Annotated in this window: 19 protein-coding genes; 8 read left to right on the top strand and 11 right to left on the bottom strand. The window is 39.7% G+C overall.

What is annotated here, in order from left to right:
• Nucleotides 1–14: 14 nt before the first annotated feature.
• A complete protein-coding gene (locus MTN96_RS13525; RefSeq protein ID WP_004586357.1) occupies nt 15–566 on the top strand; it encodes a GbsR/MarR family transcriptional regulator in 552 nt (183 codons plus the stop codon).
• A gap of 54 nt (nt 567–620) precedes the next feature.
• Here MTN96_RS13525 and MTN96_RS13520 read toward each other — a convergent pair whose 3' ends face one another.
• Together MTN96_RS13520 and MTN96_RS13515 are read right to left on the bottom strand one after the other, a co-directional pair.
• On the bottom strand, nt 621–1,637 hold the full coding sequence (locus MTN96_RS13520; RefSeq protein WP_248531925.1) for a lytic murein transglycosylase: 1,017 nt from the start codon (nt 1,635–1,637) through the stop codon (nt 621–623).
• Nucleotides 1,630–1,917, bottom strand: a complete 288-nt coding sequence (locus tag MTN96_RS13515; RefSeq protein WP_004586359.1) for a YcgL domain-containing protein — start codon at nt 1,915–1,917, stop codon at nt 1,630–1,632. Before MTN96_RS13515 ends, MTN96_RS13520 begins: the two co-directional genes overlap by 8 nt.
• A 155-nt stretch (nt 1,918–2,072) precedes the next feature.
• On the opposite strand from MTN96_RS13515, the gene minC reads away from it, so the two are divergent.
• Genes minC through minE form a run of 3 tightly spaced genes read left to right on the top strand, consistent with a single transcriptional unit; the run spans nt 2,073 to nt 3,860 of the window.
• Complete coding sequence (minC, locus tag MTN96_RS13510) at nt 2,073–2,780, top strand: septum site-determining protein MinC (RefSeq protein WP_004586360.1); 708 nt, start codon at nt 2,073–2,075, stop codon at nt 2,778–2,780.
• Nucleotides 2,781–2,785: 5 nt separating this feature from the next.
• Nucleotides 2,786–3,595, top strand: coding sequence for a septum site-determining protein MinD (minD, locus tag MTN96_RS13505; RefSeq protein ID WP_024031716.1), 810 nt, complete (start codon nt 2,786–2,788; stop codon nt 3,593–3,595).
• Nucleotide 3,596: 1 nt separating this feature from the next.
• Entirely contained in the window at nt 3,597–3,860 is a 264-nt protein-coding gene (gene minE / locus MTN96_RS13500; protein WP_004586362.1) for a cell division topological specificity factor MinE, read from the top strand.
• An 85-nt stretch (nt 3,861–3,945) separates the two neighbouring features.
• On the opposite strand, the gene MTN96_RS13495 is transcribed toward minE, so the two are convergent.
• Nucleotides 3,946–4,668, bottom strand: coding sequence for an outer membrane protein (locus MTN96_RS13495; RefSeq protein WP_121638528.1), 723 nt, complete (start codon nt 4,666–4,668; stop codon nt 3,946–3,948).
• Between the two features lie 134 nt (nt 4,669–4,802).
• Between MTN96_RS13495 and MTN96_RS13490 the strand changes: the two genes are divergently transcribed.
• Together MTN96_RS13490 and MTN96_RS13485 are read left to right on the top strand one after the other, a co-directional pair.
• Nucleotides 4,803–5,699, top strand: a complete 897-nt coding sequence (locus MTN96_RS13490) for a LysR family transcriptional regulator (RefSeq protein WP_248531924.1) — start codon at nt 4,803–4,805, stop codon at nt 5,697–5,699.
• 70 nt (nt 5,700–5,769) lie between these two features.
• Complete coding sequence (locus MTN96_RS13485; protein ID WP_248531923.1) at nt 5,770–7,455, top strand: pseudouridine synthase; 1,686 nt, start codon at nt 5,770–5,772, stop codon at nt 7,453–7,455.
• 188 nt (nt 7,456–7,643) lie between these two features.
• Here the strand turns inward: MTN96_RS13485 and rnd are convergent, their stop codons facing one another.
• The 3 genes from rnd to MTN96_RS13470 form a co-directional block, all read right to left on the bottom strand.
• Nucleotides 7,644–8,774, bottom strand: a complete 1,131-nt coding sequence (gene rnd / locus MTN96_RS13480) for a ribonuclease D (protein ID WP_248531922.1) — start codon at nt 8,772–8,774, stop codon at nt 7,644–7,646.
• A gap of 51 nt (nt 8,775–8,825) precedes the next feature.
• Entirely contained in the window at nt 8,826–10,478 is a 1,653-nt protein-coding gene (fadD, locus tag MTN96_RS13475) for a long-chain-fatty-acid--CoA ligase FadD (RefSeq protein ID WP_024031721.1), read from the bottom strand.
• A gap of 115 nt (nt 10,479–10,593) precedes the next feature.
• Nucleotides 10,594–11,445, bottom strand: coding sequence for an alpha/beta hydrolase (locus tag MTN96_RS13470; RefSeq protein ID WP_248531921.1), 852 nt, complete (start codon nt 11,443–11,445; stop codon nt 10,594–10,596).
• Nucleotides 11,446–12,025: 580 nt separating this feature from the next.
• Between MTN96_RS13470 and MTN96_RS13465 the strand changes: the two genes are divergently transcribed.
• The gene (locus MTN96_RS13465) at nt 12,026–13,315 is read left to right on the top strand and encodes an alkaline phosphatase (protein ID WP_248531920.1); all 1,290 of its coding nucleotides are present in this window, start codon (nt 12,026–12,028) and stop codon (nt 13,313–13,315) included.
• Between the two features lie 64 nt (nt 13,316–13,379).
• Here the strand turns inward: MTN96_RS13465 and MTN96_RS13460 are convergent, their stop codons facing one another.
• From MTN96_RS13460 to MTN96_RS13440, 5 genes are all read right to left on the bottom strand, one after another.
• On the bottom strand, nt 13,380–13,709 hold the full coding sequence (locus MTN96_RS13460; protein ID WP_248531919.1) for a hypothetical protein: 330 nt from the start codon (nt 13,707–13,709) through the stop codon (nt 13,380–13,382).
• Nucleotides 13,710–13,777: 68 nt separating this feature from the next.
• Nucleotides 13,778–14,482, bottom strand: a complete 705-nt coding sequence (gene tsaB / locus MTN96_RS13455; RefSeq protein ID WP_248531918.1) for a tRNA (adenosine(37)-N6)-threonylcarbamoyltransferase complex dimerization subunit type 1 TsaB — start codon at nt 14,480–14,482, stop codon at nt 13,778–13,780.
• Nucleotides 14,483–14,491: 9 nt separating this feature from the next.
• Nucleotides 14,492–16,408: an ATP-dependent DNA helicase gene (locus MTN96_RS13450; RefSeq protein ID WP_248531917.1), complete on the bottom strand. Its 1,917-nt coding sequence runs from the start codon at nt 16,406–16,408 to the stop codon at nt 14,492–14,494.
• Between the two features lie 98 nt (nt 16,409–16,506).
• Nucleotides 16,507–18,360: a M28 family metallopeptidase gene (locus tag MTN96_RS13445; RefSeq protein ID WP_248531916.1), complete on the bottom strand. Its 1,854-nt coding sequence runs from the start codon at nt 18,358–18,360 to the stop codon at nt 16,507–16,509.
• 73 nt (nt 18,361–18,433) lie between these two features.
• Nucleotides 18,434–20,614, bottom strand: coding sequence for a pre-peptidase C-terminal domain-containing protein (locus MTN96_RS13440; protein WP_248531915.1), 2,181 nt, complete (start codon nt 20,612–20,614; stop codon nt 18,434–18,436).
• Nucleotides 20,615–21,117: 503 nt separating this feature from the next.
• Here MTN96_RS13440 and MTN96_RS13435 point away from each other — a divergent pair.
• The gene (locus MTN96_RS13435; protein ID WP_064387250.1) at nt 21,118–22,401 is read left to right on the top strand and encodes a sodium:proton antiporter; all 1,284 of its coding nucleotides are present in this window, start codon (nt 21,118–21,120) and stop codon (nt 22,399–22,401) included.
• Nucleotides 22,402–22,508: the final 107 nt, after the last annotated feature.

Genomic DNA, 22,508 nt, shown 5'->3' with positions numbered 1-22,508 from the left:
AAACTTAAAAAGCTATGAGTCTATCTGAAAAAAACTTAGCCTTTGTTATGCACTGTGGTGAAATGGGCAGCCGTTGGGGTTTCAATCGCACGATTGGCCAAATGTGCGGTTTGCTGATCATCACCAAAGAGCCCATGACCGCAAATGAGATTGCCGATGCGCTAAGTATCTCGCGTGGCAATGTAAGCATGGGAATTAAAGAGCTCCAGTCATGGCAATTAATTAAAGTGCATCATATCCCTGGTGATCGTAAAGAATATTACGCCCCAGCGGGTGAAATTTGGGATATGGCTAATCGCGTATTTGAAGAACGTAAAAAGCGTGAAATAGACCCTACCCTAAGTTTGCTACGTGATAACCTTTTAGACGAAGCAAACAACGAAGAAGAGCGCTATGCACAAAAGCAAATGGGCGAAATCCACAACCTACTCGAAACGGTTACTAAGTGGTCTTCAGAGTTACAACGCTTAAGCCCAGAGCAGCTTAATAAGCTAATGAAGCTTGGTTCAGGAATTGGCAAGGTTATCGATTTAAAAGACAAAATATTTAAAAAAGAACATGATTAAACAAATAAAAAAAGCCGCATAGCGGCTTTTTTTTATTACACAACAGCGTATAAATTATATTTTTGGATAACCAATTCTATCTGATAGATAGCCCACGCTGGTGGCAAAGTAATATGAGCGGTTCCAGTGCATAAACACTTTGTAGTTATCATACGCTAAGTACATACGCCCATTAATGTCATCAGGCATTACCAGTGCAGCGCGTACATCAACATTAGGTAAGTCAGACCCGTCAGCTTTGCGTACACCCAATGCTTGCCAGTCTGCAAGCGAGCGCTCTGAGTCGTTCCAATATTCTAACCATTGCTTACGTGTTTTAGTGCCACGTTTTAGCACGTATTTACTGTCAAAATTTTCAGGTAATTTTACCTGGCGACCCCAAGTTAGTGAGTCATTCCAACCTTCTTGTTTTAAATAATTGGCAATCGATGCAAATGCATCCTCTTTTGTGGTCCAAATATCTTTACGGCCGTCGTTATTGTAATCAACAGCGTAGGCGTTAAAAGAGGTAGGCATAAACTGAGTTTGCCCCATTGCTCCAGCCCAAGAGCCTTTAAATTTATCAAGCGTAATATGGCCTGACTTTAAAATATCTAATGCTGCCCAAAGCTGGCGCTTATAAAGTGCTTCACGACGACCATCAAAGGCAAGCGTCACTAGCGATGAAATAACATTATGGCCACCTTGTATTGTGCCAAAGTTACTTTCAAGGCCCCATAATGCCACTATAAAGCGTGCTTGTACGCCAAACTCTTTTGCAACTTGTTCAAGTACATCTTTATTTTCTGCGTAGAGTTTACGTGCACGATCAATTTTCCATTGCGGTACACGTTTTGGTAAGTAGGTTTCGAGGGTTTCTTTAACCTCTGGCTGGTTTTTATCAGCCGATACAACTTTTTCTTTGTATGAGGCAGTCGCAAATGCATCGTCTATTAACTTGCTATCGTACCCTTTAGCAATGGCCTCTTGTTTTAAATCACTTAAATAAATTTGAAATTCGGCCTGCGTTTTAGCAACTACAGAGCCACTTAAACACACTGAGCATAAAATTACGGCTAACTTTTTAATCACTATCAACTCCGTTTTCTTTTCGTAATTGGCTAAGTAAATTTTCTTCCGGCGGTGGAATTTGCAAATAGTAACCCTTGTCTGGGTCAGCTAACGCTGCTTTTACTGTTTCAAGGTCGGCACCGCCTAAATGATCACGCTTTGCTAAATTGATAATCATTACATAAATAGGTTGACCAAACATAGCCAGTAAAGGTTCAGGCACTTTACTAAAATCATCTCTTTTTTCAACAAATAAGAAGGTATCCGCTTTTTTCTTACTTTTATATACCGCAGTGAGCATAATGGCCCTATTTAATCTTGCTTAACATTGCCGCACACTATAACATGAGAGTAATAATAAGTTAGAAAAATTAGATTAGAAATTTCATTAAAGGCCTTATTCAGCCTACGTTTATCTAAAATTAATTTCTAATCAGACAAATCAATTGAGCGTGTATGTCGGAACAAATTTTTGAGCTAAAAGGGAACCTTTTCACGTTGTCAGTATTGCATCTTTATAGCACTGATATCGCCCTTCTAGCAGAACAGTTGTATGTAAAAATAGCCCAAGCTCCTCGTTTTTTTGAAGGAGCGCCTATTGTTGTTAATTTAGAAGAAATTAAAAACAGCTCACTTGATTTTGTACATTTAAAATCTCTTATTGAGCGTATGAGCTTTAATGCTGTAGGTGTTTGTAATGGCTCAGATGAGCAACACACGCAAGCTAAAGCCGCTGGCCTTTCTGTACTAAATTACTCGCAAGATGCTAAAAGTGCACCCGTTAAACAAGAGGCGCCAAATACCTCTATTGTTGAAAAAAACGTGTACCTACCTGCGCAAGTAATTAATGGCACGGTACGCTCAGGGCAGCAAGTTTATGCAAAAGACAGAGACTTAATTGTACTTGGTGCAGTTAGCCATGGTGCAGAAGTAATAGCCGATGGTAATGTGCATATTTATGGCACCTTACGCGGGCGTGCTATTGCAGGTGCAAAAGGGATTAAAGACGCCTGCATTTATTGCCAAAAGCTCGAAGCCGAATTGGTTTCAATTGATGGCAATTACTGGATCAGCGACTCATTACAAGGTGAGCACTGGGGCAATGCAGTTCAAATACAACAAAAAAACGAATCATTAGAAATTTCAGCTTTGGTTAAAGGATAAATCTCATGGCAAAAGTAATTGTCGTTACCTCTGGTAAAGGCGGTGTTGGTAAAACAACATCAAGTGCTGCAATAGGCACCGGTTTAGCTTTAAAAGGCTATAAAACAGTTATTATCGATTTTGATATTGGCTTACGTAATCTAGATTTAATTATGGGGTGTGAGCGCCGCGTAGTATACGATTTTGTAAACGTAATAAACGGCGAAGCCAACCTAAATCAAGCGCTTATTAAAGATAAACGCGTTGAAAAATTATTTTTACTACCCGCATCACAAACACGTGATAAAGACGCCCTTACCCGCGAAGGCGTAGAGCGCGTTTTAAACGAACTAAAAGAAGACTTTGACTACATTGTGTGTGATTCACCTGCAGGTATTGAAGCCGGCGCAATGATGGCGATGTACTTTGCTGATGAAGCAATTGTAACAACAAACCCTGAAGTATCTTCGGTTCGAGATTCAGACAGAATTTTAGGTATTTTACACAGCAAATCAAAACGTGCTGAAGAAGGCCTAGAAAATATTAAAGAACACCTATTATTAACACGCTACAACCCTGAGCGAGTTGAAAAAGGCGAAATGTTATCGGTAGAAGATGTTAAAGATATTCTGTCGATTCCTTTACTTGGTGTTATTCCTGAGTCGCAAGCGGTATTAAGTGCGTCTAATTCAGGCCAACCAGTAATACTTGATGGTGATTCAGATGCAGGGCAAGCATACGCTGATGCAATCAATCGCTTACTTGGTGAAACAGTCGATTTTCGCTTCTTAGATGTTGAGAAAAAAGGCTTATTTAAACGGATTTTTGGAGGTTAATGTGTCTTTACTTGACTACTTCCGCTCAGAAAAGAAAAATAGCGCGTCATTAGCAAAAGAGCGATTGCAGATCATTGTCGCGCACGAGCGTTCGCAACGCGGAACACCGGATTACTTACCACAATTAAAACAAGATATTTTAGATGTGATCCGTAAGTACGTAAATGTAAACACTGATGCAGTGCAGGTACAGTTTGATCAAAACGAAGATGATTTAGCGGTACTTGAACTCAACGTGACATTACCTGACGAAGAAAAAAAGTAGCACAACTAAAAGCGGCATTTTAAATGCCGCTTTTTGCTTTGCACACTCACTACACGTATGTGGTGCATTGTGTTGTGTTTTAAATTTAAAAGTTTACACGTAAACCAAGTAAAAACTCATGGCTTGCTGCACTGTCAATTTTAAAGCCATCAGTAAATGCATCTTGCCCCGTTTGCACATCACCAAATTCAATGTATTGATACTCTGTGTATAATGACATAGTTTTAGTTATTTGATAGTTAACCCCTGCACCAATATTCCATGTAAATTCAGTTGAATCGTCATCAGCATACGCATCGTAATAGCCATCAACATTTCCATCGAATGCGTCAAAGGCGCTAATGCCTGCACCACCTAACTTTGCAGAATAGCTGTTATCGGCAACCCCTAACCCCGCTTTAATATAAGGCGTAAACGCGGTACTGTTATCAAAATCGTAAAAGCCTTCAATTGTATAAGTGGTAGTTTTTAAATCCCCCTTTAATACATACTGCTCACCTTCGCGTGCACCCACGCCAACTTTTGTATCGCTATAATCGGTGTCATGATAGCTAATACGCGCCTCTACTCTAAATTGAGGATTGAACTGATAACCTAAACCAATACTGCCTACACTGCCCTCACCGGCATCAAATTCAGATGGAAAATCACTATCTACGGCAATATTGTTACCAATGGCTTGAGAGTCATTTGCTTGCGAACTATAGCCTACATGTGCAGTTCCATAAAATCCCTCTGCACTAGCTAAAGTAGGCGTGGTACACGCTAAAGCAATTGCGGCAACTATAGTTTTTTGTAATGTGTTCATTGTCATTCCTGATTTTTTTAACAACCAAATTATTGGGCTGTAAGACTAATGTTGAATTCGCAGTTAATATAACTTTTAGATACACAAGCGAATAGATACAATAACGGCACAATACAATTCCGACTTTCAGAACAATGATTAACTATTTACGACACATGGCTATTTTTGCCAAAGTGGTTGCTGGAGGTTCATTTCGTATTGCAGCTAAGGAGCTTGGCATAGCACCTTCACGTGTTAGCCATAGTGTTTCTGACTTAGAACAGTTTTTAGGCGTCACTTTATTACATAGAACAACCCGTAAATTGTCGCTTACCCCTGAAGGTGAAAAATTTTACGCCCACGTAGAAAACATAACAAAACACGCAGAGGCAGGTTTGAACGAAATTAACTCCGTGGGTGATGAGCCTATAGGGTCTTTAAAAATATCGCTGCCCGCCTTTTTAGCAAGCTCCGAAATTTCAGCCGCGATAGCAGAATTTGTGCAAACCTACCCAAAAGTGAACTTGTCTCTTAATTACACAGACCAAGTAATAAATATAATGGATGAAGGACTCGATTTAAGTATTCGAGTTGGCTGGCTAGAAGACAGCTCACTCATGGCGCGTAAAATTGGAGAGAGTAAACGCTTTTTAGTTGCCTCAAGTAAGTACGCGAGTAAGCATCAACCCCCTACGCACCCAAACGATTTAAAACAGTGGGATTGGGTTCATTTTAGTATGCGCGGCAGCACTGTAGATTTTACCTCTCCAAATGGCGAAGTGGTGTGTATTTGTGAAAAGTCGCGCGTAAATGTAAATAGTGCGCTTGCAATAAGTCACTTTGTATCTGAAAACTTGGGTCTAGGCATATTGCCCGAAAACCTAGTAAAAAAACAATTAGCACGAGAAGAGTTCATTCACATTTTACCTAACTGGCAACTCAAGCCGCTTGGTTATTACGCGGTATGGCCAAATAATGCACGCAGAGAAAACCTAACACTATTATTAGTACGCTTTTTAGCTAAGCGCGGTTTAGTAACCGCAGAGGATTAAGCAAGTACCCCTTAAGTGAATATGTTATTATTGGCCCATTACTTTGCTTTATGCCTGCTATTACTTTGCTATGTTAAATCACGCTTCTTGTTTTACTTTATTTGATTGCTCTGTAGATTCTATACCGCTTCCAGATAAATTTACGTTTCCGTTTTACTACCAGCCTCATCCGTTATCTGTTTTAGCCGCAACACAATTGCAGCAGCAACTTGAAACGCATTTACCGTATAACGAAAATGACAGCAGCAATACAGCAACGAATGATGGCAAAATGTTTGGTGTACTGGTTGTACAAAACCAGCAACAACATCTTGGCTTTTTAGCGGCGTATTCAGGCCAGCTCGAAAATTTAAATACCTATATAGAATGCGTGCCTAATGTATCTACAATGGCACTGGAAGATGTGGGTTATTTAAAAGAAAGTAAAATAATTAACGAGATAAATGCGCAAATACATGCCCTAGAAAATGCAAGTACATTGAATAAATTAACAGCGTCATTAAATGCCGATAAAGCCGCGTTTGAGCAGCAGTTACACGCTCAACAAAGCGTAATGCAAGCCAATAGAAAAACACGTAAAAAGGCGCGCAGTGCACTTGCAATTGAGCAAAGCCAAGCGATAACGCCTGAGCAACAAGCAAGCTTGAATGAATTGGCCAAACAAAGCATAGAAGATAAAAAATACTATCAAAGCATAAAAGATCACTGGCACGACAAAATAACTCAGCAACAGCAGGCGCTTAATGCCCTACACGACGAAATAAAACAGTTAAAAAAACGCCGTAAAGTTTTATCTAAAAACCTACAAAAGCAAGTGTTTGCGCAGTACCAGTTTTTAAATGCAGAGCATGAAGTTAAAGATCTCAATGCCATATTTGCAGCATTGCCAGAGCATACTCCGCCATCAGGTGCTGGAGATTGCGCTGCGCCCAAGCTATTACAATACGCTTATCTTAATAATTTAAAGCCAGTGGCAATGGCTGAATTTTGGTGGGGGGCCGCACCTAAATCGGCAATACGCCAACATAAAAACTATTACCCTTCTTGCTACAGTAAGTGCCAACCTATTTTATCGCACATGTTAAAAGGCCTCAGCATAGAAGATAACCCGCTACTCGTTAACCCTGCTGAAGGTAAAACGCTGCCGATAGTCTATCAAGACGATGATATTGTTATTGTAAACAAACCCAGCGAGTTTTTATCTGTACCAGGTGTCAATATTGAAGATTCTGTGTATTTACGTATTCAAACGCAATTTCCGCACGCTACAGGTCCATTAATTGTGCACAGACTAGATATGTCTACATCAGGTTTATTAGTGGTGGCGCTCAATAAACGAGCCCACAAAGCACTACAAAAGCAATTTATTGCCCGCACTATTGATAAACGTTACATTGCGCTGGTTGATGGTATTTTGCCTAAGGACTGTGGCAAGATAGAGCTGCCCTTGCGACTTGATTTTGACGATAAGCCACGCCAGCTTGTTTGTTATAAAAACGGCAAACCCGCACTTACTACATGGCAGGTACTTGAACGTAAAAACAATATTACACGTCTACAGCTCTACCCTAAAACAGGACGCACTCACCAGTTAAGGGTACACTGCGCTCATCACCTAGGGCTGAATATGCCTATTATTGGTGACACACATTACGGTAAAAAAGCCAACAGGTTACACTTACATGCCGAGTATTTGGCGCTAGATCACCCCATTACACATAAGCGTTTAACGTTCAGCGTAGCGCCCGATTTTTAATACCAATTCGCATAATTAAGTGATCTATTATGAGTATGGAAAAACGTGTTGATAGCAAGGCAAAAAAATCGCTATTTAGTTGTTCTAAATGAGAATTTTTTAACGCAGATAGCGACACCTTTAGCCCCTAAAAATGATTAAATATTAGCGAATTGGTATAACATAGCCTGTTAGCTTAAAAAGTGGGTTTAATTATCCCACTCTTTAAGTGCGTCTTTAACAAAACTGTAGCGCCAAGAATTAAGTAAATCAGGTTTAATATGATTTAGCTTTTGCTCATCGGTGAGTTTCCAATTCCAGCTAATAAGCTGATTAATTTGCTTTTTAGAGGCCATTACATCCTCTGGTATACCCTGCTCTTTTGCCACTTTAGTGATTTTTTGCTTAATATCTTTAGCTACTTTTTTATAAGCCAGAAAATCAATTAAACGTTTAAGCACTGGCGGATGCTCATCAACCGGGAGTGCTTTGGCCTTTTCAATACACTTTAGTATTTCGACTCCAGAGCGGTTTACTTCCATTGACTCAACACCCGGAATTTGTCTTAGCGTATTTAAACTCGAAGGCCCACGTTTAGCAATTTCCGTCATGTTGTGCTCTTTAAGCACAAAGTTAAGCGCTAAATTTTTACGAATAGCTTTATTACGACGCCATACAGCTAATTCTTTTAATACCGCGAGCTCGTGCGGTTTTAGTTGCCATGCGTTTTTTATATCTTTGTAAAGCAGCTCATCTGGGGTTTGAAAGGCGCGTTTATTTGCAATTAACTCGCTCTCATTTATTACAATATCAAATAACTCAGCTTTGTTTATGCGCTCAATTATTAGTTCAAAACAAGGCAGTAAATGAAACGTATCAGCGGCTGCATAATCGAGCTGCTTTTTAGTTAATGGGCGCTGTAGCCAATTAGTTCGCGATTCACTTTTGTCTATTTCTATGCCTAATAGCTCTTTTACCATTAGCGCAAAGCCCATACAGTTGCCTTCGCCTAAAAGCTGAAGAGCAAATTGTGTATCAAACAATGGAGCGGGTACAAAGCCTGCATATTTTTGAAATACTTCAATATCTTCTGAAGGTGAATGCAACACTTTCAGTACTGATGGATCTTGTAATATTTGCCAAAATTCAAATAACGAGAGTTCGGCCAGTGGATCTATAAGGGCAAGATGCTCGCCATCATATACTTGAATAAGTGCAACTTCAGGGTACAAAGTACGGCGGCGCATAAACTCTGTGTCTATGGCTAAAATAGGCTTGTTTTTTATTTGCTCAACAAAGGTATTGAGTTGATTTTGTGTTTCGATCAATTGGTATTGCACTTAATCTCCTACAATAAAAAAGCCGGCTAATGCCGGCTTTTTTATAGTTTACTAATCTTTTAGGGCTCTTCTGAGAATCTTACCTACATTTGTTTTAGGTAACTCATCCTTAAACTCAACGAGTTTAGGCACCTTATAATTAGTTAAATTATCACGACAGTGATTTATTATATCTTTTTCAGTTAAAGAAGGGTCTTTTTTAACAACAAAAACTTTAACTTGTTCGCCACTTACATCGTGCGGTATACCAATAGCCGCGACTTCTAGTACGCCGTCGTGCATGGCAACCACTTCTTCTATCTCATTTGGGAACACATTAAAGCCCGATACAATGATCATGTCTTTTTTGCGGTCAACAATATAGAAGAAACCTTCATCGTCGTATGTGGCAATATCGCCGGTAGCAAACCAGCCATCTTGCAAACATTCTGCGGTTGCATCTGGGCGGTTATAGTAACCTAGCATAACTTGTGGGCCTTTAACCCATAGCTCACCGGGTTCACCTTTTGCCGCTTCTTCTCCGTTTTCAAGCATTAGCTTAATTTCGGTATTAGGAGCAGGTAAACCAATAGAGCCATTATAAGCTTCTAAATCGTACGGGCTTACAGTTACAAGCGGTGCACACTCAGTTAAACCGTAACCTTCCATTAATTTAGAATTAGTCACTTTTTGCCATTTTTCAGCTACAGGACGTTGTACCGCCATACCGCCACCTAATGACATTTTTAAATGACTAAAATCAAGCTCTGCAAACCCTGGTGTATTAAGTAACCCGTTAAACAGGGTATTTACACCGGTAATAGCAGTAAATTTATGCTGATTAAGCTCTTTAACAAATGCAGGCATATCACGTGGGTTTGTAATTAATACATTCAAACCACCGTATTTCATAAACGTTAAGCAGTTAGCCGTTAACGCAAATATATGATAAAGCGGTAATGCAGTAACAACAACTTCAGTACCACGGTCTAATACTTTATCTAAACAGCCCGATACTTGCTCAAGGTTACCAACCATGTTGCCATGACTTAACATCGCCCCTTTAGATACGCCGGTTGTACCACCCGTGTATTGTAAAAAGGCCAGATCAGATAAGCTCATTTCTGGGCGCGTATACTTTGCAGGGTCACCTGCTAACACATCTGAAAACTTAATTGTATTTGGCAGGTTGTAGCTGGGTACCATTTTTTTTATGTATTTAACCACAAAATTAACGATATGCTTTTTAATACCACCCACCATGTCGCCCACTTGGGTAACAACAATGTGTTTTACATCCGTTTTTGCAAGTGCTTTTTCAAGCGTGTCTGCAAAGTTAGCCAATATAAAAATAGCTGACGCGTCAGAGTCTTTTAATTGATGCTCAAGCTCTCGTACTGTGTAAAGTGGGTTTACGTTAACCACCACACACCCTGCACGTAAAATACCTAAAATAGCGATAGGCGTTTGTAACAAGTTAGGCATCATTACGGCAACTTTGTCGCCTTTTTTAAGACCTAAATCATTTTGAATATACGAGGCAACACGTTGTGTCGCTGTATCTATTTCATCATACGATAATGTTTTACCCATATTCGTAAATGCAGGTAAATCTTTGTAATCGGTAAAACTTTTTTCGAACACTTCGAGTAACGAGTTGTAATGCTCAGGATCGATTGTTTCAGGCATACCTTCTGGGTAGCGCTTAAGCCAGATTTTTTCCACTCTTAGCCCCTGTTTATAATTATATTTTTATTAACCTTAATCTAAGTAAGGCACTTTAACAATTGAGCAAATACTCTAATGCAGGAATAATCCCACATTTGGCGCTAATTTACAATTAACATGCACCATTTTGCAGCATAAAGGCTTGAATATGCTCAAAACATAACCCACTGCTTTGCATATGGCAATGATGCCCGCCATCTACATTAATTACCTTCAAGTTGTTGTAATAGCTAATATACTTGGCCAAATTTTGTTTTACAAACGAATAACCTTGGTTACCTAAAATTAATTGGCTTGGTGCAATTAATTGTTTTATTGCACCAATACATTGCGCTTCATCAAACCTAAAACCTGAGTGATTTTTAAGCTTAGGGTCTGTTGTTAACTCATACCCTAGTTCACTTTGCTTAATATTACGACTCATCAATAAGGTGATCAGTTCGTTATTTAAATCTGTTGTATTTGCACGCGCTTCAATAATCGCTGATTGCGATTTATAAACGCGCTTTTTTTTATTGTAGGCGCGCTCTCTGTTCAGTATCGCCCCTTTTAATTGCTCACATACTTCATCACTGGGGGTTGTAACACAGCCAATCCCTTCAATAAAGGTAACTGAATGCACATACTCACTAAAACAACTAGCAAATAAACCAGCCACCATTGCGCCCATTGAATGGCCGACTAAATGTACCTTTTTTGCCCCTAAGCTCTTTATAAGTTGGTACACATCGTAAATATAATCAACAAAATAATAATGAGCGTCCTGTGCACGCCAATCAGATAGCCCATGACCAGCAAAGTCAACACAATACCAAGTATGCTGCGGATTAACCTTATCCAACATAGGTGTAAAACTATTACTGTTATCTAGCCACCCATGCAAGGCTATAACCAGCTCATCGCCAGTGCCTTTTTGTAAGCCACGCAATGTTATATTTCTTGTTTTTATTTCAAATGGCTGCAACAGACACCTCTTTTTAACGTGCGACATTATTTATAACATACTAGTTGTCAGACCTCTAATACCAAAAGTTTTTATATTTTTTATATTTATAAAGACCACTTTATTTGCAAGGTTAACTTTTGAATTTAAATTATGTATTTAATTTCAACAACTTAAAATATTTTAAGTTTCATTAATTCAATAAATAATTACAAACAGAGCTTAAATACTCTTCAGGTAGGTAATGTATACCACTATATTCATTACACTATAATTAACATAAGCTAAAAAAATGGTTGTATTGTTTTAGTGACAATTAGCCAAACCTGTTTATATACTTTGCTTTTTATTCTTACTTCATTTCATTATTATACAAGGGCGTATTGAACTTTGTGGATTGAAACTTGTTCAATCTACGGGCGGTTAAATCCTGGTACGAGGTTTGTAACCTTGTGGGCTGAGTAAAAACCTAGCAAAAAATTTAATCGCCTTAGAAAGAATTTCTGGGCAGCGCATGTTTGGTATTTATGCTGCAAATTCAACACGCCGTAACCATATACAATTGTGGTGCTATTTAAACAGCACATTCATAGGGATAAAAATGAAAAACCAACTTAGCTTATTAGCGCTTTTATGTGCATCTACCAGTGTTTATGCAAGCGATGCACCTAAAAATGTAATTTATATGATTGGTGACGGGATGGGTCCTGCCTATACAACCGCTTATCGTTATTTTAAAGATGATCCAACCACCAAGCAGATTGAAACAACCGTATTTGATACTATTTTAACAGGCATGGCGCGTACTTACCCTGACGATCACACTTATGTTACCGACAGTGCTGCAGGTGCAACCGCACTGAGTAGCGGCCACAAAAGTTATAATGGTGCTATTGCAGTCGATACAGACAAAAAGCCCGTTAAAACCATGCTAGAAATAGCAAAAGAACGTGGTATGACAACGGCATTAGTAGCTACCTCGCAAATTAACCATGCCACCCCAGCTAGTTTTGCTACACATAACGAATCACGTCGAAATTACGATGCCATTGCTAATGAATACATAGATAACAAAATTGCCGGTAAACTCCCTGTTGATTTAATGCTAGGCGGCGGTACGCAGTATTTTATTAGAGAAGACCGTAACCTCGTTGATGAATTTAAAGCAGCTGGTTATCAATATAGCGATGATATAAAAAGCCTTGGTCAGATCACACAAGTACCGGCACTTGGCTTATACGCCCCAATGGGCCTGCCGTTTGCACTTGATGCTAATTCAAACCACTTAACGCAACTAACAGCTAAAGCATTTGATTTACTCGACGGCCAAAATAAAGACGGCTTTTTTGTCATGATTGAAGGCAGCCAAATTGATTGGTGTGGACATGCTAACGATGTAGCCTGTGCCATGGCCGAAATGGATGACTTTGCACAGTCGATTGAAAAAGCAAAAGCCTATATTGATAAAAACCCTGATACTTTATTAGTGGTTACTGCAGATCATTCAACTGGTGGGTTAACCCTCGGTGCGCACGGACAATATAAGTGGGATACAGAAGTTATTAAAGGCGTTAAAGCAACAGCCGTTGAGCTGACAAAGCAATTACTCGCTGCTGATGACCTAGAGCCTATTTGGCGCGCCAACACAGGTATTGAATATACACCGGCTAATAAAGTAAAACTTGAACAAGCGAAAAAAATGGGCGAAACAGCGCTTAATTTAGCCATTAAAAGTATTATTAGTGACGCCAGCTTTACTGGTTGGACAACGGGCGGACACACCGCTGTAGATGTACAAGTATTTGCCTACGGTAAAGGCAGTGAACACTTTAACGGTGCTCAAAATAATACAGATATTGCCGATAAACTAATTGGCTTTATTAAACAGTAGCCATAAGCTTACGCAAAAAGCCCGAACCAGTGTTCGGGCTTTTTATTTTTTACTATTACGGGGGCTAAGCGTATATATCGACGCCTATTAAATCTTGTACTTCGGCGCGACGCTCTAAATTTGCAAATTCAGTATATGTTGAAATTGCTTTACTCACCGTTGGGCTTGGTTGGTCATAAATAGTTTGGCTATACTTTGCGTTACTGGTGCTTTGACTAAAGTATTGATTAGCAAGCTCTACACCCGCTTTACTACTTTTTACATAATCTGTGTTTGTTTTTTGACTGGCGCTATCATCCGCTAAACCTTGTGGTTTAGAGGGTATAATTTTTGTAGAGGTAACCTTTGCAGGAATAGCCCCCGTAAAAAAACCAGCACCAATTGGCAAAGTCATAGATAACTTCCAACAATAAACATATTAAAAATTATGATTTAAAAACACCCAATTTGCAACTCTTGTGCTTATTCGCGACCCGGTAGTTTTTTCCATGTTACTGTATCGCGCACATATTTAGGTTGCGCATCGCTTGCTTTAACAACCTCGCCCTTTAAAAAGGCCGTATCTACATGGCTAAGCATATAGCGAGCATCTGGCAAAGTAATGGCTGTATTTATGGTTATATTGCTAACGTTTTTAAGTGCATCAGGGTAACTTTTAAATCCCGTGCCAACGGCAATCGCGTGTAAATCTTCACTGCTTATGTGCTCTTTGCTTAATAAATCAGGTTTTATAACACACTCTTCATTTACCAACTCCATGCGTGAGTTATTTACCTGGTATTGGGCAAAATAAATTTCTCCCATACGCGCATCTATAGCTGAATACACGACTGGCGCCTGCGTCTGTTCGTACGCTTGCTGGGCCATAATTGCCAAGGTTGATACACCCACTAATGGTAAATTGGCTGAATAAGCTAACCCTTGTGCAATAGCAACACTAATGCGCACACCGGTAAAGCTACCTGGCCCTTGGCCAAAGCCAATAACGTCTAAGTCTTTTAATTTACACTGTGCTTTATTAAGAAGCTCATCAACTAAAGGGAGTATTTTTTGACTATGTTGCTGTGGGCATTCTTCAAAATGATGAAATGTTTGGCCCTGAAAGTGTAAAACTATAGATAACGCTTCTGTTGAGGCGTCTAGGGCAAGAATATTACTTTTAATCATTTTAGTACTCTAGTTAATGTGTTTTAAAAATGTGTTTGCATCTTCTAAGCTTCGCGTGCGGCGCATCGGCGGTAAGCTTTTTAAAAATACTTGGCCATATTGGCGCGTTACTAATCGGTTGTCGCAAATAACCAGCACGCCTTTATCTTTGTTATCTCGTATTAAACGCCCCACGCCCTGCTTGAGCGCTATAACAGCTTGCGGTAACTGTATATGAGCAAATGGGTCTTTGCCTTGCATTTGGCAATCTTGCATTTTGGCTTGCAGTAATGGGTCATCCGGTGCTGCAAAAGGTAACTTGTCAATAATAACACAGCTTAGCGTGCTACCACGTACATCAACCCCTTCCCAGAACGAGGCAGTACCTAACAATACCGCATTACCATGGCGCGTAAATTTTTCCAGTATTATACGCTTAGACATTTGCCCTTGCATATAAACTGGGTAGTCCATTTGTGTGGTTAACCCCTCTGCCACCAAATGCATCATTCGGTAACTTGTAAACAGCACAAAGCAACGCCCTTTAGCCGATTTAATCAGCTCTAGGGTTAATTTTATAATTGCATGAGGCATGTTCTCTGCATGCGATTCTGGCAAATATCGTGGTAAGCATAAAAGTGCCTGATTAGGGTAATCAAAGGGGCTATCAACCATCATACTTTGCGCAGGAGTAATACCTAAGCTTGCATTAAAGTGATCGAGCTTATTATCAACTGATAACGTGGCTGAGGTAAATACAAACCCTGCGCCGGTGTCTTTCATCATTTGAGCAAATTTAGTAGAGACATTAAGTGGCGTAATATTAACCGTTAAATAGCGCCGCGTGGTTTCGTACCAATAGCTAAAGCCCGTTTGTGCGGTATCAAAAACACGCTCTAACTGACCTTTAAACGCTAAAGTGCGCTCAAACGGGTGCTCTATTTTATCACTTCGCTCTAGACACAGTTTTAATACCTGATAAACAAAGTCTAAATCGCTAATTACCCGATGCAGCGCTGCGCAAATTAATTTATCACTGAGCTTTTCGCGCCAATCTCCTCGGCTTCCATCTACACCAAACTGTAAACGTAAATCAGCCACACTGGTTTCAAGCTTATTAAGGCTTTTTCCAAGTTGCAGCATATCGGGAATTTCTGCACGGTAAATAGCGCGTAAATCGTTAATTAAATCCACCAGCTTTTTAGTACTAATACTTTCACCAAAGTAATCACTAGCAATTTCGCTAAGCTGGTGTGCTTCGTCAAAAATATAAGCGTCGGCGGTGGGCATAAGTTCGGCAAAACCGGAGTCTTTTACTGCCATATCAGCAAAAAATAAATGATGGTTTATAACCACTACATCCGCTTCGGCTGCATTTAAACGCGCTTTGCGTATATAACATGATTGAAAGTCTGGACACTCTTTGCCTAAACAATTATCGGCTGTCGAATTAACATAGGGCAGTACCTTGGCGTCTTCTTCAATACCAATACAATCGGCTAAATCACCCGAGTGTGTTTCACTGGCAAATTTTGCAACCATAGCAAGTTGATGCATTACATCAGGATCGTCTGTTGGTACATGGGCTACATGTTGGTTTAGCCTATAAGTGCACAGATAATTAGCGCGCCCTTTTAACAATGCGGTTTTTTTAGAGGCATTAAGTGCTTTTACTAGCTGAGGTAAATCGCGGTGGTATAACTGCTCTTGTAAGGCCTTAGAGCCTGTAGAGATAATTGTTTTACCTTTAGATTTAAGGGCAGGCGCTAAATAGGCAAACGTTTTACCTGTACCAGTGCCCGCTTCAACCACTAACTGCGTGCTATTTTTTAATGCATCGTTAACGGCAACGGCCATATCAATTTGAGGTTGGCGAGGCGTGTATCCATCTAAAGATAACGCTAACGGCCCGGTTGCACTAAACAGCTGTTTGATAATACCAGTCACTTTACAAAAAATAATAGCGAGATTTTACGTAAGCCTGGCTATAAGGGCAAGCCAATTGAAATTAGAATTTTGTAAAGGGGCTCACACCCCTTTACACGTTATTGTGCATTTATAGATAACGTGACATTGCTGGCATTGCTATACCCTTTTAAATCGATATACCAATTACCTGTTTGTGGCGCAGAAAACGAACAGGTTTCGCTATTGCCATTTTTATATGGCCTGCACAAGTACTGAGAAACACTAGAAGGAGTGCCAAAGTTTACATATAAATCAGCATCGCCACTGCCACCAGACATTGTTATATCTAATGATGCGTACTGCGTATTTAAACTTTGGCTAAAGCGTTGCCAGCTCCCAGCAGAAACACTAATGTTTGTTATGCTCCGATTGATAGGCTCAATACTCCCCCCTTCATTGTAACTTCCGGTTAGGGATACATTTTCTATCGCATTCCATGCGTGTACCATCACATAGTAAACTCCTTCACTAGAGGGATTAATATCGCAACGTTCATTACTACTTGAGGTAGTGCTTTTACAATCATAATCGTTCAGCGTAGGTGCTTGATTGTAGCGTACATATAAGTCTGCATCGCCTGTGCCCCCAGTCGTAATAAAATTTAAATTGCTCGCACTTTGTGGCACAGCTAATGTGTAAATAAACTGCTCTTTTGCAACCCCTGTGATCCCACTAAGTGTTTGCCCATTGGTTAATTGGTTATTAGTAGGAGGCAAAGTATCGCCGGCATTTTTTGCCATTTCGGCAACATAACTTACTGCCAACTTGGCGAATTTACTGGCATGTTGAGCATCAAACTGGTTATCGTTTTGGGTGTGAATAAGCGGGTTTATATCGCCCATTTTTGATTCAAAAGGCATAGAGGCTGCAAACCCTTGCTGATACCATGACGCATGATCAGAACACCCATAACCACACTGATCAAATCCATAATTTAATTGCGGTAAGTAGGTATCTAAAAGCGCTGCTAAAAACTGATTTTGTGCATTGTTAGTATAATCAGTCATCATAACTATATCTTCAAGGCTGCCATTATTGCCTGTCATATCAAACTGCACCATGCCCACTACATTTTTACCCTGTGATTGGTAGCTGCTTGCAATATCACTTGAACCTCTAAGGCCGACCTCTTCCGCTGCAAACGCCATAATTTGAATCGTACGCTGTGGTTTGTAATTAGTTTGTACAATAGCGCGCAGCGCCTCTGATAGCACAGCAATGCCTGAGGCGTTATCATCAGCACCAGGTGAACGTCCATTGCTTGGGTTTGACTGATTTATCGAATCAAGGTGGCCGCCAATAATAACAATTTCTTCTGCTTTTTCATTGCCTTCAATTGTCACTATAACCGACGATTGCGCCCAATTATGCGGGTAAGTTGCAATGCTAATATCACTGCGACTTTGCGCTATTTGTTGCCAATATGTGTTTAACCAATTTGCAGCATCTACTCCTGTTTGTGAGGTGTAATAACGATTATTAAAACTGGTTAAAGAGTTAACAGTGCTATCGAGGTTAACGGTGCTAATTGATGACATTAAATTTTGTACTGTTTGTTCGTTATCAATAGAATAACTAAATGCTAATGTATTTTGTATAGTATGCGCCGCGGCTAATTGTGTTGCGTAACTGCTCGCCTCTTGCCATGAATCATGTGCCACAAACCCACCGCACCGATTATAATTGTGGTGCATAAATTCGCTTAGATTATTTACCTGATCAGCAGGTATATTTACCAAGTCTATATTTTTAAGCGCACTTGTTGAGCGCTGTGCAAAGGGCAATCTTTGTACTAATCCATGCTGGGTATACTCATAATGTGCCGCTGCAGTTGAATCTATGCTTACCCACACTTTGTTTGTTTCACTTTGTGCTACAACGCCCATTGTAGTAAATAAGCTCAGCGCACTTAGTAGTTTAAAAGGTTTCATTGGTATTCCTTATAATTGGCAATACTGGTATCCATAAAATTTAAAAGGGGCACTAGGCCCCTGGTATCAATGTTTAATTAGCAGACACACTCAGTGTTACTCCGCTTGCATTACTGTACCCTCTTAAATCTAGGTACCAGGTACCTGATTGTGGGTTATCAAACGAACACGTTTCACTGTTGCCATTTTTATAAGGTCTACACAAATAAGTTGACGTACTCGACGCCGAACCATAATTTACATAAAGATCGGCATCGCCACTTCCACCAGAAATAGTAACGGTTAAATTACTATAGCCCTCTCCTAAGTCTTGAGTAAATCGAGCCCAGCTATTAGTTGAAACACTAATATTAGACTCGGTTCTGTTAATCGGTGTGACGCCTCCTGTTGAATTGTTAAAACTCCCAGTAAGCGATACATCAGCTATAGCATTCCATGCTTCTACCATTACATAGTAGGTGCCTGCTTGAACGTTCGAAATACTGCAGTTTTCGGTGCTTGAAGAGGTGGTACTTTTACAATCATACGTATTCAGTGTGGGTTTACTTCCAAACATTACATATAAATCTGCATCGCCCGAGCCACCAGCGGTATTAAACTCAAGATCTGTTGCCCCCGCTGGTACATCGAGTGTAAAAAACATCTGCGCTTTTGCAGAGCCGCTGATCCCCGTACGTGCCACTTTATTTGTTAACGCCTCATCCGAAGGCACAGGCGTGCTCGAGCAATCGCTCCCCGCACTTAGGTTTGAACTAACTCCCACTGCCGCCAATGCAGCTTGTACATCGCTTGGGTTGTAACTTAAGTCACACGCAGCGTCCATAACGCCGTTACCAGCTAAATCCCAATTTGTACTCGCACTCCAATAAAGCTGATTTGCACGTGCCATAACTACAAATGCTTTTTTAGTATCCCAGCCGGATGTAGTAGCAAGGTTATAAAATGCTTTGTTAAATACACCCGAGCTATAGTGCACATCCATGCCAGAGGTATAACTACCTTGATTATCTATAGAGCGTCCATCCTGTGATGGGTTATTCATATAGCGAAGCGCGCCATTGCCTTTAAAAATATCTTGTCCAACTAACCAATCGTTAGTGCCTTTCATGTAATACTCAGCCGCTTCACCAGCCATATCTGAAAAAGCTTCATTTAAGCCACCCGACTTACCGCTGTAAATTAAGCCAGAATTCTGTTCGGTAAAGCCATGGCTTACCTCATGCGCCGATACATCAAGGCTTACGAGTGGGTAAAATGTGCTTTGCCCGTCGCCAAAGGTCATTGCACTGCCATCCCAAAATGCATTTTCATAATTACTTGAATAATGTACGCGCATTTTTAACTGAAAACTTAGCGGTGGCGATCCCACCCAGTCGTTATACATATTAAAAATAACGTTACCAAAATAATGAGCATCGTTAAGCGGCGAATAAGCCCCATTTATCTCTTTTACTGTATTCTCAGGGCAAGTAAATGAATGGGCAGCAGAGCCACTTGTGCCGCCATTGAGATTTATAGTTCTTACATTGGCATTATCCATAACACAGGTGTTACCAGATTGAGACACATCTAGGTTGCTAAAGTCAGTACCGTAAATGTATTTACCTGTTTTGAGATTCCCCCCTGGTCCCGTAGCATCAGCATGTTGTAAGTTATCGTAGCTGAGCAAAACCTCACCGGTATTAGCATCGATTATTTGATAAGGACGTGATGGCGATTTGCCGTAGGTTACATACGATACTTCATACACCAAATGCGCCTTACTTTGTTGATCAACCCAAATCGCTAACCTTGATTTCTCATTGTGTTTTTTTAAGCCTTTAGTTTTTGCAGCTATGCCTACATTTTGGCTTTGAAGCATGGCTTGTTTTACAGATAATTTAGCGCTTACATCGTTTATATCGCCTTCAATATCGTACACCGCAGCGCCATGGGCTTTTTTAAGCATGCCATTTTTAAATGTAAGGCTTAAAGTGTCACCAATTACTGGTAAACCTTGATATGTTTGCTGATAACGGCGAGTTACTTCACCGTTATTACTTATAAACTCTTTTAATACAACTAACTCGTTCCTTACACTTAACCCAATCAAGTCTTTAGGGCTAGTAGATAAAATGGATGCAGAATTTGATTGCATCATATTATTTAAAGCCGTTTGTTGATTTAGGTATTTCTTGTTCGCAGCTACTGCATCTGTTGCTTGAACCAAGGTTAAAGCAGCAAAAGTTGCTAATGTGATTTTTGATAAATTCACGTTTACGCTCCGTCAAAATATTTAGTTTGTAGTGGATTTGTATTAACCGGAACTACTTGTACCCGATTAAGGATCAAGCTTATGTTACAAATTTGAGTTATGAAAATTAAACATTTAATTTACAAGTAAAGTATTAGGAAACGTAAGAACAACAGAAATTACAGTAGGTTAAAAAACACACAAAATCAGTAAAACCTTAAACAGATACAAATTGTATACATATATTTACACTAAATTACACTATTACACCCGCAAAATAGCCGCGTTTACTTTATTCAATTAACGGCAGTAATCAGTCATTACGTTGCCTAGGCAACCTTATGTTAATCTCTTCATTACAAGCAATAACACCAGTAAATTTGCATTAACTATATGTCTCCTAAAGACATAAAAAAAGTGCTAAAAGCCCCATAAATACTGTGACACAGCCTAGTCACAGGAGTAATATACAGCTCGTTTAATTCGCTCTTTTTTGTTCTCTAAAATAAATTTAAGGTTAGCCAATGAATGCTTGGTATCTCATTTGTTTTCTCTCTGCTATCGCAATTTTTATTGCTTATGCAAACCAGTATGTTCTTAAAATGCAAACAACGATTGCTATAACAACGGGCTCGGTTGTTATATCGTTGTTATTAATTATTTCAGTTAAGTTATTAGGCGATACAACTGCATTAGAAATGACGCAAGTTGTAGCCAGTATTAATTTTAATGAATTGCTTTTAAAAGGCATGCTTGGATTTTTGTTATTTGCAGGTGCTTTAGAAATTAACCTGTTGGCACTGCGTAAACAACGATGGGAAATAACCGCTTTAGTTTTGTTCTCTACCGTAGTCTCTACTTTTTTAATTGGCTATTTAAGTTTTTATATTTTTGCCGCTCTTGGCTGGCCCGTCCCTTTTATTTATTGTTTACTTTTTGGCGCCTTAATAAGCCCAACCGATCCAATTGCTGTACTGGCAATTATTAAACAATTACGCGCCCCTGAAGGTATTTCGGTACAGGTAGAAGGCGAGTCTTTATTTAACGATGGTATTGGTTTGGTAATTTTTACTACGCTGTTTTCTGTTGCATTTTTTGGCACCGATGCCAACCCAGCCGACATTGCAGAGCTGTTTTTTGTTGATGCCATAGGTGGAATCGTGTTTGGCTTAGCAATGGCCCTTGTGGGGCACTTTTTAATTATTAACTGTAAAGATGTAAATATACGCCTATTAATAACCTTAACCATTCCAACTGCGGGTTTTGCCGCTGCCAATGTATGGGAAATATCTGGTGCACTTGCCATGGTAACCAGTGGTATTATTTTAGGTAATATTACTCGCGCAAAAGCAACAGAGCGCACAGGGCCCGAAAACACGCGCTATATTAAAGACTTTTGGCACGCCACCGACAGCTTTTTAAACGCTTTGTTGTTTTTGATTATTGGTATGCTGATTGTCACTATGCCAGTAACAATGGGTGAAATTGGCTTAGGCCTTGTTATGATCCCTGCTATTTTATTAGCACGTTTTATTAGTGTTGGTGCACCATTTGTAATATTTAAGCGCTTTAAAAACTACGACAAACACAGCGTTAAAATTTTAACTTGGGGTGGTTTACGTGGCGGTTTAGCATTAGCTATGGCTGCAGCTATTCCTCGGGATCAAGTATTTATATCAGGCAGTGATCTGCATGATTTAATCGTTATTGTGACCTATGTTGTGGTTATATTTTCTATTATTGTGCAAGGTTTAACTATCTCTCCTCTCATTCAAAGTAGTATTAAATCTGCCGAGCAAAGTCACTAAGTTTTCTTTATTAAACCCGCAGTCTATTCACTGCGGGTTAGTTATTTATGGGGGATTATTTTTAGCACGGTTTTATTTATTTTAAGCGTAATAAAAATAGTTTTAAT

The sequence above is a fragment of the Pseudoalteromonas sp. 2CM28B genome (genome assembly GCF_023161935.1).
This window is presented reverse-complemented; position numbering and strand designations above follow the sequence as displayed.